Origin of the sequence: Afifella marina DSM 2698 (assembly GCF_900102695.1) — a bacterium.
GTDB classification, from domain to species: domain Bacteria; phylum Pseudomonadota; class Alphaproteobacteria; order Rhizobiales; family Afifellaceae; genus Afifella; species Afifella marina.
Map to the genome: position 1 here is coordinate 19276 of NZ_FMVW01000004.1, position 16647 is coordinate 35922.

Below are 16647 nucleotides of genomic sequence, written 5' to 3' on the forward strand. Positions count from 1 at the left end.
TTGCGGATGGAAACCGAGGACGCAGAGCGGGGGGCAAAGCCGCAGCGGCGGCACTCGAAAGCGGGGCTCAGGCTTCGCAACTATTTCTTGACCGGTATCGTCGTTGCGGCGCCGATCGGCATCACGTTTTATCTCACCTGGGCGTTCGTCGCCTGGGTGGACGGATGGGTGAAGCCGCTCATCCCCCACGCTTACAATCCCGACAATTATCTGCCGTTCTCGGTTCCGGGGTTCGGGCTCATCGTCGCCATTTTTCTTTTGACGATGCTGGGCTTCCTGACCGCCAACCTGGTCGGGCGCACGATTGTCGCCTACGGCGAGCTTCTGCTCGACCGTATGCCCCTCGTGCGCAACCTCTACCGGGCGTTGAAGCAGATCTTTGAGACGGCCCTTTCACAATCGAGCCGCTCGTTTCAGCAGGTCGGGCTGATCGAGTATCCTCGGCGCGGGTTGTGGGCGTTGGTCTTCATCGCCACCGACACGAAGGGGGAAATCGCCGACCGTCTCAAAGAAAGCGACACCGATACGATGGCCGTCTTTCTGCCGACGACGCCAAACCCGACCTCTGGTTTTCTGCTCATTGTACCGCGCCAGGATGTCATCCTACTCGATATGACCGTCGAGGAAGGCGCCAAGCTCGTCATTTCCGCAGGCCTCGTCGCTCCGGAATATCAGCGCAAGACCAAGGCTCTCGCCCGCGAGGCGAAGGAAGCTGCGGATGATGAGAGAGAGGCGGCGGAATAGGCACCGCAGCTCACCGGCATACTGCCTCCGATCACGTGCTCAGCCGGAGCGCATGAGCCGGATCGCCTCGTCTCTGCCGAAGAGATAGAGAAGGCATCGGATCGCTTCGCGACCCGCATCTCCGCCTTTTTCTTCGCGCGCGAGGATGAGCTTCGCCTCGTCTCGGGCAAGGGAGAGGAGATCGCCGTGGAATTCCGGCCGGGCGAGACGGAAACCCGGCATGCCGGACTGGCGCGTGCCGAGAAGATCGCCTTCGCCGCGAAGTTTTAGGTCCGCTTCGGCGATGACGAAGCCGTCATTCGTTTCCCGCATGACCTTGAGGCGTTCGCGCGCCGTTTCACTCAAGGGCGGCTTGTAGAGCAGGAGACAGCTCGAGGGCTTGTCGCCACGTCCGACCCGGCCGCGCAGCTGATGAAGCTGGGCGAGGCCGAAACGTTCGGCATGCTCGATGACGATGATGGACGCATCCGGAACGTCGACGCCGACTTCGATCACTGTGGTCGCCACGAGGACAGCGCCGCCCGCATCCCGGAAGCGCTGCATCGCCTCGGCCTTTTCGGCAGCCTTCATCCGTCCGTGGAGGAGCAGGGCCCGTGATCCGAACATCTTTTCGAGGTCGCGAAACCGCTCTTCGGCCGCCGCCACGTCGAGCGATTCCGATTCTTCGACGAGCGGGCAGACCCAGTAGACCTTTTCGCCTTTATCGACGGCGGAACGAATTCGCTCTTTGACTTCCGAGAGCCGTTCGGAGGAGGCGACACGGGTATCGATCGGGCGCCGCCCAGCCGGCTTTTCGCGCAGCTCGGAAATTTCCATGTCGCCGAAATAGGTGAGGACCAGCGTGCGCGGGATCGGGGTCGCCGTCATGACAAGGAGGTCCGGCGCACTCCCTTTGCCCGATAGAAGCATGCGCTGGTGGACGCCGAAGCGATGCTGCTCGTCGACGATGACGAGACCGAGATCCTTGAAGGCGACGCTTTCCTGAAAGAGGGCATGCGTGCCGATTGCGATATCGATGTCGCCGGCTGCGAGTGCTGCAAGCTTCTCGCCGCGGCCGGCGATATCCTTGCCGGTGAAAAGCGCGGTCGTCAGGCCAATCGATTCGGCAAGGGGCGCGATCGTCGCGAAATGCTGACGAGCCAGGATCTCCGTCGGTGCCATCAACGCGGATTGGCCGCCATCCTCGCTGACATCGAGGATGGCGTTGAGAGCGACCAGCGTCTTGCCGGAGCCGACGTCGCCTTGCAGGAGACGCAGCATCCGCTCGGGCGAACGAAGATCCTTGCGGATGTGGGTGACGGCATCCTGCTGGGCCTGCGTGAGAGCAAAGGGCAAGAGCTCGTGCAACTTTGCGGCGCGCTCGCCAGAGAACTGACGCGCTTTGCCGGCAGTCTTGCGGGCGTTTCGGCGCACCAGCCCAAGAGCGAGCTGACTTGCCAGCAATTCGTCGAAGGCGAGGCGCCGCCAGGCAGGTGCTTCGGGCAGGAGGGCCGCGGCCTCCTGCGGCCGGTGCATCGCGGCGAGCGCTTCGGTGAGAGAAGGCCATTTCTCGCGGGCGATCAGGTCTGCGGTGATCCATTCCGGCAATGTCGGCGCCCTGTCGAGCGCCGCCCGTACGATCTTGCCGAGGACACGGGACGACAGGCCTTCCGTCAGCGGATAGATCGGCTCGACCATCTGGATCTTGTCGGCGGCGTTCGGCTCCATCACCTCCGGATGCACGATCTGGGCGCGATAATCGAACCAGTCGATGCGCCCCGAAACTGTCCGGGTCGCCCCGAGAGGCAGGATCTTTTCGATCCACTGGCTGCGGATGTTGAAAAAGATGAGCTCGACGGTGCCGCGGCCGTCGTCGAGAATGACGCGATAAGGCGCGCGCGAATGCCGGCGCGGCGCTTCATGATGCTCCACTTTGCCGGTTACGACGACATGGCCTTGCTGTGGAAGCTCGTCCAGGCTAGCGATCTGCTGTCGCGCAATCGCTGAAACCGGCAGATGGAAAAGCAGGTCGCGCACAAGAGGTGGCCCCTCGGCCACACCGGTCACCCGTGCGAGAAGCTTCTCCACTTTCGGTCCCACCCCAGGCAGCGAGGCGGCCTCTGCAAAAAGCGGATCGAGAAGGGCGGGGCGCATACCTCTTCCTGCCTTGCGCTGCGCGTGGCGGCAAGATGCATCTCTTGCCCGCTTGGTCTGAGTGGATAAATCTTGGCAGGGTGCGAGCTCCCGCCCCATAAGGAATGTGACACCCGATATGGCAGACGAAAAATTTGAAGAGCGGCGCCGACGCGCCCATTTTCGTGCCTGGCGCCGCGGTACGCGCGAGCTGGACCTTCTCGTCGGGCGCTATGGCGACAGCGTTTTGCGATCGGCTGACGAGCAGCAACTTGCGGAATTCGAGCGGCTTCTCGAACTGCCGGATCTCGCTCTCTACAGCTGGATCGTCGGGCGCGAAGAGGTGCCGGCCGAGCATCAGAGCGCGATGATTTCAGGATTGATTGCCTTCCACAAAAGAGAACGAAATTCGGATGTCGAAATCCCCCAGCGCTGAGCGGCTGAGCGATCTTCTGGCGGAAAACCGCCATCTTACCCTGTCCGGCGTCCCGGACGGGCTTGAGGGGCGCGTCCTTGCCGATCTCGTGCGTCTGCGCCGCCTGCCGGTCACGTTTGTTGCACGCGACGCGCGTCATCTGGAGATGGCGAAAGAAAGCCTGCGCTTCTTTGCGCCGGATATCCGACGACTGACGTTTCCGGCCTGGGACTGCCTGCCGTACGATCGCGTCTCGCCCAACGCCGACGTCGTGGCGCGCCGGATGGCGACGCTGAAGGCGCTCGTCGATGCCGGTCCGAAGGCGCCGCTCATACTCCTGACGACGGCCAATGCGGTCATCCAGCGTGTCCCGCCGCATGATTGGGTGGCGCGGCACGTCTGGAGTGCTGGCGCCGGTGACGTGACGCCCATGGAGGGCCTGGTCGCGCGTCTGGCTGCCGACGGTTTTGAGCGCGTGCCAACGGTGCGAGCGGTTGGCGAGTACGCCGTGCGCGGCGGTATCGTCGATCTTTTCGCCCCAGGGGATACTGGCGCAATTCGTTGCGACTTCTTCGGCGACACGCTGGAGACGATCCGCCCCTTCGATCCGGAGAATCAACGCACGACCGGACAGGTTTCTCGGCTCGACCTTCTGCCTGCGAGCGAAATCATCCTCGATGACGAGGTCGTCGCGCGTTTCCGCCAGAACTATCGCGAAGCCTTCGGCGCGGTGACGAGCGACGATCCGCTTTACGAGGCAATCAGCGCCGGGCGGCGATTTGCCGGCATGGAGCACTGGCTCGCCTTCTTCCATGAAAGGCTGGAGACGGTGCTCGATTATACCGGCGACACATTGGTCGCCGTCGATCATCTGGCCGCAGACACGCTCAAGGATCGTTGGGAGCAGATCGGCGACCATTACGAGGCGCGCAAAGAGAACGCCGATCAGAAGCTTGCGGGCGCGGCGCCCTATAAGCCTGCGGCTCCCGACAGCCTCTATCTGACACCCGAGGAATGGCAGGCGAAGGTCGACGATCATGCGTCTGCGAAGCTGACGCCTTTCGCATCACCTGACGAATCAGGCTCCGTCTATGATGTGGAGGGCCGGGCAGGCCGCACCTTTGCCGCCGAAAGGGCGGCTGGTGACGTCAATGTCTTCGACGCGCTCGTCGCGCATGTCGCCGATCGCCGAAGGGCCGGCAAACGCATCGTGCTTGCGACCTGGAGCGTCGGCGCGCGCGACCGCCTCATCCAGGTCCTGAGCGACCACGGCATGGAGCGGCTGCAGCCGGTCGAAACCTGGTCTGAGACGGAAGGTCTCGCCAAAGGCATCACCGGCATGGCCGTGATGCCGCTCGAAACCGGGTTCGAGACGCCCGACAGCGTTTTCATTGGCGATCAGGACGTGCTCGGTGACCGTCTCGTACGCCCGGCACGCAAGCGCAAACGCGCAGCCGATGCTCTGACCGAGGCCGCGAGCCTCTCGGAAGGCGATCTCGTCGTTCATGTCGATCACGGCATCGGGCGTTTCGACGGTCTCGTCACGATCGAGGCGGCGGGTGCGCCGCACGACTGCCTGCAGCTCGTTTATGCGGGTGGCGACAAGCTCTTTCTCCCGGTCGAAAATATCGATCTTCTGACGCGCTATGGTGCGGAAGGCTCTGAGACCGCGCTCGACAAGCTCGGCGGCGTCGCCTGGCAGAACCGCAAGGCGCGTCTCAAGAAGCGCATCCGTGAAATCGCCGATGCTCTCATCAAGACGGCGGCCGCGCGGCTTCTCCGTCACGGCGAGAAGCTCGTCGCACCGGAGGGCCTCTACGGAGAATTCGCGGCCCGTTTTCCCTACGAGGAAACGGATGACCAGGATGCCGCGATCGAGGCCGCGATCGGCGATCTCGGCTCGGGTATGCCGATGGACCGGCTGGTCTGCGGCGATGTCGGTTTCGGCAAGACCGAAGTGGCGCTCAGGGCGGCGTTCGTCGCGGCGATCAGCGGCAAGCAGGTGGCCGTGGTCGTTCCGACGACCTTGCTCGCCCGGCAGCACTACAAAACCTTCGTCGAGCGTTTTCGCGGATTGCCGCTGCAGATCGGCGGCCTTTCCAGGCTTGTCGGCACGGCAGAGAAAGCGCGGGTCAAGGCGGGACTCGCCGACGGCACCATCGATATCGTCGTCGGCACGCACGCGCTTCTCGCGAAATCGGTCAATTTCCGCGATCTCGGCCTCGTTATCGTCGACGAGGAGCAGCATTTTGGCGTCAAGCATAAGGAACGTCTGAAGGAGCTGCGCTCGGCGGTGCACGTCCTGACGCTGACGGCGACACCGATCCCGCGCACCCTGCAGCTCGCGCTCACCGGCGTGCGTGATCTCTCCATCATCGCGACGCCACCGGTCGACCGTTTGGCGGTGCGCACCTTCATCTCGCCCTTCGATCCGCTGATCGTTCGCGAGGCGCTCCTGCGGGAGAGACTTCGCGGCGGGCAGTCTTTCTATGTCGTGCCGCGGATTTCCGATCTCGCCGAAGTGAAGGAGTTCTTGGAGCAGAACCTGCCGGAGGCGCGCGTTGCGGTCGCGCATGGCCAGATGGCGGCAAGCGAGCTCGATCAGGTGATGAACGCCTTCTACGACGGCCAGTACGACGTCCTCTTGTCGACGACGATCGTGGAATCGGGCCTCGATATTCCCACCGCGAACACGCTCATCATCCATCGCGCCGACATGTTCGGTCTGGCGCAGCTCTATCAGCTGCGCGGGCGCATCGGCCGGTCCAAGAACCGCGCCTACGCCTATTTCACCGTACCGGCGAAGAAGACCATGACGACGACGGCCGAGCGGCGCCTCAAGGTGCTGCAATCGCTCGATTCGCTCGGCGCGGGCTTCCAGCTCGCCAGCCACGATCTCGATATCCGTGGTGCCGGCAATCTTCTCGGCGAAGAGCAGTCCGGCCATATCAAGGAGGTCGGTTTTGAGCTTTACCAGCAAATGCTCGAAGAGGCCGTGGCAAGCCTCAAGGCCGGCGACGAGGAGCTCGGCGAGGGCAAATGGTCTCCGCAGATTACGATCGGCATGGCCGTCATGATTCCAGAGACTTACGTTCCAGATTTGACGCTTCGCATGAGCCTTTATCGACGTCTGGCAGACCTCGAAGATGCAGGCGATATCGATGCTTTTGGAGCAGAAATGATCGATCGCTTCGGGCCGTTGCCGGACGAGGTCGATCATCTTTTGAAGGTCGTCTACGTGAAGTCGCTCTGCCGCAGAGCCCATGTGGAGAAGGTCGATGCCGGTCCGAAGGGCGTGGTGATTGCCTTCCGCAACAACGAGTTCGCAAATCCCGGTGGCCTCGTGCGCTATATCGGCGAGCAGGGCTCGATGGCGAAAATCCGCCCCGACCAGCGTATCGTTCTGTCCCGCGATTGGCCGCGGCCTGAAGACCGCCTGAAAGGCACGGCGTCCCTGCTGACGCGTCTTGCCAAGATTGCCGAGGAAGGGGCGCAGAAAGCCGCTTAGGGCAACGTTGGCTGCGAGGAGAGCGCCTCGATGATGCGGCAGTCGTCGATCGTGCCGCCCCGGCAGCTCTCCTTCATCCGTCGGAGCTCGCTCGCGAGACGCTGAAGGTCAGCGATCTTGTCCTCCACCTCGACAAGGTGCGAGGTGACCAGCCGGTCGACGGCGGCGCAGTCGCGCTCGGTATCCGCTGATAGTTCGAGGAGTTCCCGGATCTCGTCGAGGGTGAAGCCGAGAGCACGAGAGCGCCTGATAAAGCTCAACCGCTCCCGATGCGTCGTTGAATAGGCGCGATAATTTCCGCCCGTGCGCGGCGGGGCGGGCAGAAGCCCGATTTTCTCGTAATAGCGGATGGTGACGATCTTCGTGCCCGTTGCGGCAGCGAGATCGCCGATTCGGAGAAGCGACGGCTCGGTCACGCTCTTGACCCTATAGTGGCTAGAGGGTGCAGCCTAGCAGCTCGTTGGATCGGATGTGAGGCCGAAATGAGCGGTTGCTGCCAGGACGAATGCTGTGGGAGCGCAATCCGCGGTGATGACGGACGTTTTGCCCGGCTTCTTTGGATCGCGCTTGTCGTCAATGCCGGGATGTTCGTCGTGGAGGCAGGCGCGGGATTTGCCGCCGGGTCTCTGTCGCTGCAGGCCGATTCGCTCGATTTCCTCGGCGATGCGGGAAATTATGCCGTCAGTCTGATGGTTGTCGCGTCGGCACCGGCCGTACGCGCCAAGGCTGCGCTTTTGAAAGGCGCCACCATGGGGCTTTTTGGTCTCTGGATTGTGACTGCAACCATATGGCACGCCTTCAATGCGGTTCCTCCGGACCCCCTGACGATGTCCTGGGTCGGGCTCCTCGCGCTTATCGCCAATCTCGGAGTGGCCGCGCTTCTGTGGGCCTATCGCGGGGGCGATGCCAATATGCGCTCCGTCTGGCTTTGTTCGCGCAATGACGCGATCAGCAATCTCGTCGTGCTCGTTGCGGCTGCCGGTGTCTTCGGAACGCAGACGGCCTGGCCGGATCTCATCGTCGCAGCCATCATGGCTTCGCTCGCGCTCCAGGCTGCGACGATGATCGTCCGCCACGCGCTTCTCGAGCTTCAAGAAGACGCACGCGAGCAAAAGCCCGCCTAGACGCCATTCCGTGTGGAACGGACCTGGGCGGCTCCCTAAGCCGGCCCGTTGTCGTTGGCGTTGTGCGAAGCCGCCAACGCGGCATTGAAGGCCTCGACGAGGACGTCAGGGGCCTGAGCGCCGACGACGACATAGCGGTTTCCGACGATGAAGGTCGGCACGCCGCTCACACCCATCTGACGGGCGAGGGCGATTTCCTCCTCGACCAGATCGCGGTCGGCGCCGCTTGCCAGGAGCTCGGCAATGACGTCGGGATCCATCCCAGCTTTGGCGGCGATCTCCGTCAGCGTCTCCGGCTCGTTGAGACGCCGACCCTCGATGAAATAGGCGTTGAACAGCGCCTCTACGATGGCGTCCTGCACACCGGCGCTTGCCGACCAGCGGATGAGGCGGTGGGCGTCGAGCGTGTTGGGTGACACCTCGATCGCATCGAAATCGAAGGGAATCGCTTCCTGCGCCCCGGCTGCGCGCACGTCGACATAGAGAGAGCGCGCTCTCTCAGCCGAGCCGAATTTCTCCGCAAGGTAGAGGCTGCGATCCTTGCCTTCCGGCGGCAAGGTCGGGTCGAGCTGATAAGGACGCCAGCGGATGTCGAGCGGAATCTCGCTCTGGCTCGCGGCCTTTTCCAGGCGCCTTTTCCCGATGAAGCACCACGGGCACATGACGTCTGAGATGACATCTACGGAAAGGCGGTCGGTCGCTGGGAGTTCATCGCTCATACGGGGAACTTAGCGCGGGGCCCGTGCCTGGCCAGCGTCAATTCTGCTCGGCCTCGGAAGACCACCATGTGGTCGGCTCGGGTCCGTAGAGCGACCCCTTCGGCGGATGGGAAAGTCTCGTCCAATAGGCGACCCACTCGGCGGGCGCATGAAAGAGCGGCACGACGTAGAAGCCGGAAATGAGGACGCGATCGAGCGCGCGGACTGCGGCGACGAAGGTCTCTCGGTCTCTCACCGACAACAGGCTTTGGATCATCGCGTCGATGGCGGGATCGGAGGCACCGGAAAAATTGAAGCTTCCCGGGCTTTCTGCGGCCGCCGACGACCAGCGGAAGGATTGTTCGCTACCGGGCGAGAGAGACGCGAATGCCAGATTGTATCGGATCATGTCGAAGTCGAACGATTTGAGCCGCTCCCAATACTGGCTCGCATCCACCTGGCGGACGTTGGCGACGATGCCGACGAGTGCAAGCGCATTCTGATAGGCGAGTGCCAACCGCTCGTCCTCGCGCGTCATCACCAGGATTTCGAATGCGAAGGGTTCGCCCGTCTTCTCGTTGACGATCTTGCCGCCCTGGCGCACCCAGCCGGCCTGTTCGAGCAAGGCGAGGCCCTTGCGGAAATTGTCGCGGTCGCGGCCGCTGCCGTCGCCTTCGGGCGGACGATAGCTGCCGTCCATCACGGAAGGGAGAACCGCTTCGGGGTAGGGGGCGAGGAGCTTTTTCTCCTCTTCGGAGGCGGGCCGACCGATTGCCGAGAGTTCAGAGCCCTCGAAATAACTCGCGGTGCGGTCGTAGGCGCCGAGGAAGAGGTTTTCGTTGAGCCATTTGAAGTCGAGAAAATAGCCGAGCGCCTGGCGCACGCGCTTGTCGGCGAAAACCGGTCGCCGCGTGTTCATGAAGAAGCCGTTCATCCCCTTCGGGATGCCGGTGTCGAACTTCTCAAGCTTGACCAGACCCTGTTCCACCGCCGGGAAGCGATAGCCGGTCTGCCAGCGGCTCGGATCCTTTTCCCGATGATAGTCGAAGAGGCCCTTCTTGAAGGCTTCGAAATAGGTGTTGGTGTCGCGGAAATACTCCAACCGAATCTCGTCGAAATTGTCGAAGCCGCGCTTCACCGGCAGATCCTCGCCCCAATAATCATCCCGTTTTTTCAGGATGATAGAGGTGCCAGGGCGGGTTTCGGCGACCTCGTAGGGGCCGGAGCCCATAAGCGGCGTGAGGCTGCTTCTCGAAAACTCGTCTTCCGACACGGCGTGTTTGGGGAAGATCGGCAGCAGTGCGACGAGAAGCGGCAATTCGCGGCTGGCGCCGTCATTGAAGGTGAAGCGCACCGTGCGTTCGCTCTCGGCTGAGACATCCGCCACCATGGCATACCAGGTTTTTGGGCGCCCATGGTCTTTCAGGAGGTTGAAAGAATAGACGACGTCCTCCGTCGTCACCGGCGCGCCATCGGCCCATTTCGCTTCCGGACGTATGGAAAACGAAATCCACGAGCGATCATCGGGGACGGTGACGTTTTCGGCGAGCAGCCCATAGAGCGAAAACGGCTCGTCGCGGTTTCGCACCATCAGGCTTTCCCAGAGATTGTTACCCCATTCGTCGTCCCATAGAGCGCGCGGAGCCGTTCCCTTGAGGATGAAGGGATTGAGGCTGTCGAAACTGCCCACCATCGCGTAGGCGATGCGCCCTCCCTGCGGGGCCTCTGGATTGGCATAGGGGAGGTGATCGAAGTCCGCCGGCAGCTCCGGATCGCCATGCATGGCGATCCCGTGCTGGGGTTCTTGAGCGCTGGCTGGGAGGATCGACGCGACAAACCCCAAGAGCAGCGCCGCGAGCGCGCTCGAGAGGCGAGGGCAAGGCACCATTTGGGATGGCTCTCCAGTTATCGTCTATCGTTTAAGGGCGAGAATCGGACCTTGCGCCAATCTGGCATAGCGTGCAATTGCGGACTATGGAGTTGGCCGCGGGGCTCCGACATGGTGTCGCCGCATTCTGAGGTCTTCCAACCCGGACAGAATGAAAGGGCGCCACGGGCGCCGAGTCAGTGCGAGGATCATCCATGCAATTTCTTCAGGCCGCGATGCGGCGGTCGCGTTCCATTGCGCAGGTCGCGGCGCCCTTGCTCCTGGTTCTTGCAGTCTCGCCCGCCTGGGCGCAGGACCAGCAGCCGAACCAGGATCAGCAGCAGCAGCCGGAATGGGTCAAGCTGTGCAGCGAAAACCCGCAGAACAAAAAGCAGGTCTGCGTGGTCACACGCGAACGTCGTGCCGCCACGGGGCAGCTGCTTGCAGCGGTCTCGTTGCGCGAGACGGAAGGCAAAAAGTTCCTGGTTTCGGCCGTGCCGCCGGGAATGCTCTTGCGGCCTGGGCTTCAGGTTCAGATCGACGGCGGCAAGCCCACCAAGGTTCAGTACTCGATCTGCTTCCCGAATCTCTGCTTCGCCGAAGCGGAAGTGAACGACGATTTCCTCGCTTCCATGAAGCGCGGCAGCAAGCTCGTCATCACCACGCTCAATCAGCAGGCCAAGCCGATCAATTTCGACGTGAGCCTGTCGGGCTTCACCGCCTCCTATGAGGGCGAAGCGATCGACCCGAAAGAGCTGCAGGCCGAGCAGCAGAAGCTGCAGGACGAGTTGAAGCGCAAGGCCGAGCAGGCCCGCAAGCAGCTCATCGAGAAGCAGCAGCAGAGCTCCGGTCAGTAGGCCCGGCTCTTCATGAGACGTCTCAAGGCCCCGGCATCATCGCCGGGGCCTTTTTTGTTCGGCATCGGCTTCTGTCTTTTTGAGAAATGTCGCTCGCCGCAAAGGATCGAAAAGCGGTCGGCGACCAGCAGTTGACAACGATTTAGCCGGGGCTACATTTCTCGCCATACAGCAAAAGAAGCCCCGCGTGACCGCGTCCCCTCGCTCTTCCTCTTTGTCCGACCGCACGACGACTGCCATCCGCGAGACCCTCGCGGGCAGGCGTCGTGGGCCTTTCTCTGGAATGGTCTTTGCCGGCCCGGCGGTGATCGCCTCGATCGCCTATATGGACCCGGGCAATTTCGCCACGAACATCCAGGCAGGCGCGAAGTTCGGCTACACGCTCCTATGGGTCGTCTTGATGGCGAACCTGATCGCCATGTTGTTTCAGGCTTTGTCTGCGCGGCTCGGCATCGTCACCGGGCGCAATCTTGCGGAACTCTGCCGAGACCGGTTCCCGCTGCCGGTCGTTCTCGTGATGTGGGTGGTGAGCGAGATTGCCGCGATGGCGACCGACCTTGCCGAGTTCCTCGGCGGAGCGATCGGGCTCGCGCTCCTCTTCGACATGCCGCTCCTTGTCGGAATGGGGATTACGGCCGCCGTTACCCTGGCGATCTTACTCTTCGAGCGAGGAGGTTTTCGGCCGATGGAGCTCATCATCGGCTCGCTCGTCGGCCTTATCGGGCTTTGTTACCTGATCGAGATGTTCATCGCGCCCGTCGATTGGGCGGCAGCTGGTCTGCATGTCTTTGTACCGGAGATGCCGGACGGCGAGGCGCTGCTGATTTCCGTCGGCATCATCGGCGCGACCGTCATGCCGCATGCCGTCTATCTGCATTCGGGGCTGACACAGAACCGCGCGCCGGCAAGCAACGATCAAGATCGACGCAAGCTCGTTCGATTTTCCAATCGCGAAGTGGTTTTGGCCCTGGCAGTGGCGGGGCTCGTGAACATGGCCATGGTGGTCATGGCCTCAAGCGCCTTTCACGCCGGTCACAGCGAGGTCGCGGAAATCGAGACCGCCTATCACACACTGACCCCGCTTCTTGGCGTGGCAGCGGCGGAAGTGTTCCTGATCTCTCTGATCGCGTCGGGCGTGTCGAGCTCCGTCGTCGGAACCATGGCGGGCCAGATGATCATGCAGGGATTCGTCGGCTTCAGTATTCCGATCTGGGTCCGGCGCCTCGTCACCATGCTGCCGGCCTTTGTCGTCGTCGCGCTCGGCATCAACGCCACGAAAGCACTCGTCATCAGCCAGGTGATCCTGTCGATCGCGCTGCCCGTGCCGATGATTGCGCTCGTCTATTTCAGCGCCAGCCGCGACATCATGGGGCAGTTCGTTGCGCGACGCTCGATCAGCGTGATCGCCGTCACCGGAACGATCATCGTTCTGGCACTCAATATGGTGCTTTTGCTCGACATTTTCGGCATCGACATACCCGGTCTGCCACCTCTTTAATCGGGAGGCCGAGACCGCGGGGCCTAGTTGATGGCCTCACGCATTTGGTATTGGCCGTTTTCAAACGACGCGAACAGCTCGGTCACCTGCGGATGACGGACGGGCTCGCCGGAATCGTCCGGGACGAGGTTCTGTTCGGAGACATAGGCCACGTATTCGGTCTCCGCGTTCTCCGCCAGCAAATGATAGAAGGGCTGATCCTTCGACGGCCGGATCTCGGCCGGGATGGCATCGTACCATTCGTCTGTGTTGTCGAAGACGGGATCGACGTCGAAAATCACCCCGCGGAACGGCAGGAAGCGATGCTTGACGACGTCACCGATATTGAATTTGGCTGATCGCATGTTGTCCATAAGTTCAACCCAACAGCTCGAAGATCGGGCATCCTGAGGGAAAGTCAAGGCGCGCTGTCAGGCACCTCAACTGCGTGTGCGGGCTGATTTCCAGCGGTCGTGAACCCACATCCACTCTCCCGGTCTCTCTCGGATCCAGGCTTCGAACTGTGTCTGGATCGTCTGAGTAAATACGGCCACATCCTCCATCTGGTTTCCAGTCTGGGGGCATTCGAGCAGCTTCGCCTGAACGATGAAGCGTGCACCTTCGCCTCGAAGGACGCGGCCAGCCACCACAGGATTATGCAAACGACGTGCCACCATCGCCGGAAAAGGATTGGCCGTTGTCTCTTTGCCGAAGACGGTGACGTTGATGCCTTTCGCCTCACGCTGATCACCGAGGAGCGCGACGGCGCCGCCGGCACGCACATGGGCCATCACGCGTTTCGGTGTGGACTTGGCTTTCGCGATAAGACCGCCCGGAAACACGTTCGACCGCAAGCTCGTGACGTAAGCGTCGGAGTAGGGGTTCTTGAGCCTTTGGTAGAGCCCGATCCCATTGAGCTCTTTGGGAATGGCGATCGACGCGATCTCCCAATTGGCCGAATGGAGGCCGACGACGAGCAGGCCCGCCCCGCGGTCGACGAAGCTCTGACGCAGCTTCGGGTCGATGTCGATCGTTACGCGGTCGCTCGCAACGATGCGGTCGATGAGAAAGCTTTCGGCGAAAGTCCGCCCCAAATTGTCCCATTGCTGGCGGGCGATCTCCTCGCGTTCCGATTCGCTCTTCTCAGGAAAGGCGATGGCAAGATTGTGCATCACCCGCGGATGCCGATGGGTCCAAGGCCCGATCAAACTCCAGGCGCGGCCCATCATGCTCGACGCAAGATCGATCGGTAACGATCGCAGGACTACAGCGACGAGACGCATGAGCGCGTACTCGGCGAAGTAGCGTGCGCGGCGTGTTGGTGACAATGATCGGCCGGAGGTCATGGCTTGCCCGCGGAAGCCTGCGTCAATTGACGAGATGGGTCCAACCATCTAGCCCGCAGGGTCGGCGGACCGCTTAGCGAAGCTCGCACTTGGATGCAACACGAGCCGACCCGTCGTCTGTCACCCATGAAGAAGGAAAGCGCCGGTTCAGGATGAGTGATGTCGTGGGCCTTGCCCTGCCGTTCTTCGGTTTGATCCTTCTCGGTTTCGTCGCCGGCCGCATCTGGCACGAGGACGAGAAGGCGCTCGCCTGGCTGAACCTCTACGTGATCTATTTCGCGCTCCCGGCGCTCTTCTTCGAGGTGCTGTCGAAGACGCCGATCGAAGAACTGACGAATGGCAGCTTCATATTTGCGACCACCTTTGCGACCTATACCGCGTTTGCTTTCGCCTTCGCGTTTGCGGTGCTCAAGAACGACGGACGCATTCCGGAGGCGACCGTCCAGGGCCTTGTCGGTGGCTACGGCAATGTCGGTTATATGGGTGCGCCCTTGGCGATCGTTGCCCTCGGGCCGCAGGCAGCCGCGCCGGCCGCGCTGATCTTCAGCTTCGACGTGACCCTCGTCTTCACGCTGGCGCCCCTTATGATGGCGATGAGCGGGGCCAGTCATCAGCCGATCGGCTCAATCTTGAAGTCGATTCCCCGCAAAGTGCTCCTGCATCCTTTTATCCTTGCGACGCTCGCGGGTGTTCTCGCCGCTTTCATCGGCGTTGGGCTTCCTGCGCCGCTCGAGCGGTTCCTGTCGCTCCTGGGCGGATCTGCCGCGCCCTGCGCGCTCTTCGCCCTCGGCGTCACGGTTGGCCTGCGACCCCTGCGGCGTGTGCCGGGAGAACTGCCGTTTCTGATCGCGATCAAGCTCCTCGTGCACCCGTTGATCGCTTATCTTCTCCTCACCTGGATCGGTGGGTTCGACCCGGTCTGGATCCAGACCGGGGTTTTGATGGCAGCACTGCCGCCTGCCGCCACGATCTATGTGATCGCGGCGCAGTATCGCACCTACGTGCTGGAAGGCTCGTCGGGCATCCTGCTCGGAACCGCGGCCTCCGTGGTCACTCTGAGCGTCGTTCTTTATCTCGTTACCACGGGCCTTTTGCCGCTCGATCCTTTCGGATCCTAGGCCTCAGAGACCCTGGAACGTTTTCGCAAGACCCTGCTGCATTAGAAAGCGTCGGAAAGGTGCAAAGCCGCCGGCTGCCGAGAGCGCGATCGCGCGCAATGCCTGGACCGGCAGAAGCCCGGTCAACAGCGATCGGTTCAGAAGATCGACGGCAAGCGTACGACTGCGAACATCGATCTGGCGCAGGCGGTGAAACTCTGTGGCCGTACCTTCGTCGAGCCGGTTGCGATTGAGCGACAGGACCGTTTTGAGAGCCTCGACGTCGCGCAGGCCGAGATTGAGACCCTGAGCGCCGATTGGGGGGAAAATATGCGCGGCCTCGCCGATCAGAAGCGCGCGCCCGGAGGCGAAACGGTCGGCGAGTCCGGCGGACAGAGGATAGCTCACGCGAGGCGAGGTGACCTGCATGGCCCCCAGCAGCGAATGCGCGGAGCGTTCGGCACGCCGTGCGAACTCTTCCTCAGGAATCTCGCAGAGAAGGCTGGCTTCGCGCGGTCGTTCGACCCAGACCAGGCTGACATTGTTGCCCTGCATCGGGACGAGGGTGAACGGGCCACGATCCGTGTGGAACTCCGTCGACACAGAATGGTGCGGTTGAGTGACGGACAAGGTCGTCACCAACGCCGATTGGGCATAGCGCCAACGTCTCACCGCTATGCCGGTTTTGTCTCGAACGAGAGAGCGCGCGCCGTCGGCACCCACCACGAGGTCACTCTTCAACAAGGTGCCGCGCCCGGTGGTGATGTGGACGCAGTCGGGCTGGAAGCTCAGTTCGCTGGCGGTATCCTCGAAAATGGTGATGTAGCGGCTGTTGCGCGCGCGTTCGGACAGCGCTTCGACGAGGCGGCGATTGGGGATGTTGTAGCCAAAAACGTTCAAGCCGATCTCGCCGGCATAGAACGTCACTTCGGGTGCACGGATGAGCCGTCCGGTGTCGTCGATGAGCCGCATAGCCTGCAAAGGTGCGGCGGCCGAGACGAGATCAGGCATGGCACCGAACTGTTCCAGAAGCTCGATCGAGCCAGCAAAAAGCGCGGCGGTGCGTCCGATGGGGAAGGTCGCAGGTGGAGCGATGATGGCAGTGGTGCGTCCGGCTTCTGCCGCCGCGAGCGCTGCGGCCCAGCCGGTGGCACCGCCTCCGACGATGCAGATTTCGAAATCGTCGCGTGGCTTCATTCTTAATCCTGCCATATCTTCGCCCGAACCAGATTGTCTGCCGAGCATTTATTGCCCTATGGGTTGCGTTTCCAGGCATATGGCCTCTTGCGGGAGCGCAAGCAAAGACCACAACGAGGAAAAGAATCTCTGCGTGACGCAAAAAGCTTGCATCGTTTGCCGCAACCGGGCCAATGCCTCGCCGGCAGACAGCCGGTGGATCTTT

Annotated in this window: 14 protein-coding genes; 7 read left to right on the forward strand and 7 right to left on the reverse strand. The window is 62.2% G+C overall.

Annotated elements, in window-relative coordinates; all coding sequences use genetic code 11:
* The first annotated feature begins 6 nt into the window (after nucleotides 1-6).
* On the forward strand, nucleotides 7-744 hold the full coding sequence (locus BLP76_RS09890; RefSeq protein WP_092812178.1) for a DUF502 domain-containing protein: 738 nt from the start codon (nucleotides 7-9) through the stop codon (nucleotides 742-744).
* A 39-nt stretch (nucleotides 745-783) separates the two neighbouring features.
* Here the strand turns inward: BLP76_RS09890 and recG are convergent, their stop codons facing one another.
* On the reverse strand, nucleotides 784-2976 hold the full coding sequence (recG, locus tag BLP76_RS09895; RefSeq protein ID WP_420867613.1) for an ATP-dependent DNA helicase RecG: 2193 nt from the start codon (nucleotides 2974-2976) through the stop codon (nucleotides 784-786).
* A 19-nt stretch (nucleotides 2977-2995) separates the two neighbouring features.
* Here recG and BLP76_RS09900 point away from each other — a divergent pair, with 19 nt between their 5' ends.
* Nucleotides 2996-3292, forward strand: a complete 297-nt coding sequence (locus BLP76_RS09900; RefSeq protein WP_092812182.1) for an FAD assembly factor SdhE — start codon at nucleotides 2996-2998, stop codon at nucleotides 3290-3292.
* Nucleotides 3270-6779, forward strand: a complete 3510-nt coding sequence (gene mfd / locus BLP76_RS09905) for a transcription-repair coupling factor (RefSeq protein ID WP_092812184.1) — start codon at nucleotides 3270-3272, stop codon at nucleotides 6777-6779. Before BLP76_RS09900 ends, mfd begins: the two co-directional genes overlap by 23 nt.
* Here the strand turns inward: mfd and BLP76_RS09910 are convergent.
* On the reverse strand, nucleotides 6776-7195 hold the full coding sequence (locus BLP76_RS09910) for a MerR family transcriptional regulator (protein ID WP_092812186.1): 420 nt from the start codon (nucleotides 7193-7195) through the stop codon (nucleotides 6776-6778). The genes mfd and BLP76_RS09910 overlap by 4 nt on opposite strands.
* A 66-nt stretch (nucleotides 7196-7261) precedes the next feature.
* Between BLP76_RS09910 and BLP76_RS09915 the strand changes: the two genes are divergently transcribed.
* The gene (locus tag BLP76_RS09915) at nucleotides 7262-7903 is read left to right on the forward strand and encodes a cation efflux transmembrane domain-containing protein (protein WP_092812188.1); all 642 of its coding nucleotides are present in this window, start codon (nucleotides 7262-7264) and stop codon (nucleotides 7901-7903) included.
* Nucleotides 7904-7938: 35 nt separating this feature from the next.
* On the opposite strand, the gene BLP76_RS09920 is transcribed toward BLP76_RS09915, so the two are convergent.
* Complete coding sequence (locus BLP76_RS09920; protein ID WP_092812190.1) at nucleotides 7939-8622, reverse strand: DsbA family oxidoreductase; 684 nt, start codon at nucleotides 8620-8622, stop codon at nucleotides 7939-7941.
* 37 nt (nucleotides 8623-8659) lie between these two features.
* Nucleotides 8660-10489, reverse strand: a complete 1830-nt coding sequence (locus BLP76_RS09925) for an extracellular solute-binding protein (RefSeq protein ID WP_092812192.1) — start codon at nucleotides 10487-10489, stop codon at nucleotides 8660-8662.
* A 194-nt stretch (nucleotides 10490-10683) separates the two neighbouring features.
* Here BLP76_RS09925 and BLP76_RS09930 point away from each other — a divergent pair, with 194 nt between their 5' ends.
* Nucleotides 10684-11325, forward strand: a complete 642-nt coding sequence (locus BLP76_RS09930; RefSeq protein ID WP_092812194.1) for an invasion associated locus B family protein — start codon at nucleotides 10684-10686, stop codon at nucleotides 11323-11325.
* A gap of 187 nt (nucleotides 11326-11512) precedes the next feature.
* Nucleotides 11513-12823: an Nramp family divalent metal transporter gene (locus BLP76_RS09935; RefSeq protein WP_092812196.1), complete on the forward strand. Its 1311-nt coding sequence runs from the start codon at nucleotides 11513-11515 to the stop codon at nucleotides 12821-12823.
* A gap of 23 nt (nucleotides 12824-12846) precedes the next feature.
* On the opposite strand, the gene hspQ is transcribed toward BLP76_RS09935, so the two are convergent.
* Complete coding sequence (hspQ, locus tag BLP76_RS09940) at nucleotides 12847-13167, reverse strand: heat shock protein HspQ (protein ID WP_092812752.1); 321 nt, start codon at nucleotides 13165-13167, stop codon at nucleotides 12847-12849.
* A 75-nt stretch (nucleotides 13168-13242) separates the two neighbouring features.
* On the reverse strand, nucleotides 13243-14196 hold the full coding sequence (locus tag BLP76_RS09945; protein WP_092812198.1) for an LpxL/LpxP family acyltransferase: 954 nt from the start codon (nucleotides 14194-14196) through the stop codon (nucleotides 13243-13245).
* 104 nt (nucleotides 14197-14300) lie between these two features.
* Between BLP76_RS09945 and BLP76_RS09950 the strand changes: the two genes are divergently transcribed.
* Nucleotides 14301-15266, forward strand: coding sequence for an AEC family transporter (locus BLP76_RS09950; protein ID WP_092812200.1), 966 nt, complete (start codon nucleotides 14301-14303; stop codon nucleotides 15264-15266).
* 3 nt (nucleotides 15267-15269) lie between these two features.
* Here the strand turns inward: BLP76_RS09950 and BLP76_RS09955 are convergent, their stop codons facing one another.
* Entirely contained in the window at nucleotides 15270-16442 is a 1173-nt protein-coding gene (locus BLP76_RS09955; RefSeq protein ID WP_170130545.1) for an FAD-dependent monooxygenase, read from the reverse strand.
* Nucleotides 16443-16647: the final 205 nt, after the last annotated feature.

What these genes read in the sequence shown, in the direction of transcription:
- BLP76_RS09890 (WP_092812178.1), top strand. Translation starts at nt 7, where the DNA reads ATGGAAACCGAGGACGCAGAGCGGGGGGCAAAGCCGCAGCGGCGGCAC.
- BLP76_RS09945 (WP_092812198.1), bottom strand. Translation starts at nt 14,196, where the DNA reads ATGGTTGGACCCATCTCGTCAATTGACGCAGGCTTCCGCGGGCAAGCC.
- BLP76_RS09950 (WP_092812200.1), top strand. Translation starts at nt 14,301, where the DNA reads ATGAGTGATGTCGTGGGCCTTGCCCTGCCGTTCTTCGGTTTGATCCTT.
- BLP76_RS09925 (WP_092812192.1), bottom strand. Translation starts at nt 10,489, where the DNA reads ATGGTGCCTTGCCCTCGCCTCTCGAGCGCGCTCGCGGCGCTGCTCTTG.
- BLP76_RS09955 (WP_170130545.1), bottom strand. Translation starts at nt 16,442, where the DNA reads ATGAAGCCACGCGACGATTTCGAAATCTGCATCGTCGGAGGCGGTGCC.
- BLP76_RS09915 (WP_092812188.1), top strand. Translation starts at nt 7,262, where the DNA reads ATGAGCGGTTGCTGCCAGGACGAATGCTGTGGGAGCGCAATCCGCGGT.
- hspQ (WP_092812752.1), bottom strand. Translation starts at nt 13,167, where the DNA reads ATGCGATCAGCCAAATTCAATATCGGTGACGTCGTCAAGCATCGCTTC.
- recG (WP_420867613.1), bottom strand. Translation starts at nt 2,976, where the DNA reads ATGGGGCGGGAGCTCGCACCCTGCCAAGATTTATCCACTCAGACCAAG.
- BLP76_RS09920 (WP_092812190.1), bottom strand. Translation starts at nt 8,622, where the DNA reads ATGAGCGATGAACTCCCAGCGACCGACCGCCTTTCCGTAGATGTCATC.
- mfd (WP_092812184.1), top strand. Translation starts at nt 3,270, where the DNA reads ATGTCGAAATCCCCCAGCGCTGAGCGGCTGAGCGATCTTCTGGCGGAA.
- BLP76_RS09930 (WP_092812194.1), top strand. Translation starts at nt 10,684, where the DNA reads ATGCAATTTCTTCAGGCCGCGATGCGGCGGTCGCGTTCCATTGCGCAG.
- BLP76_RS09900 (WP_092812182.1), top strand. Translation starts at nt 2,996, where the DNA reads ATGGCAGACGAAAAATTTGAAGAGCGGCGCCGACGCGCCCATTTTCGT.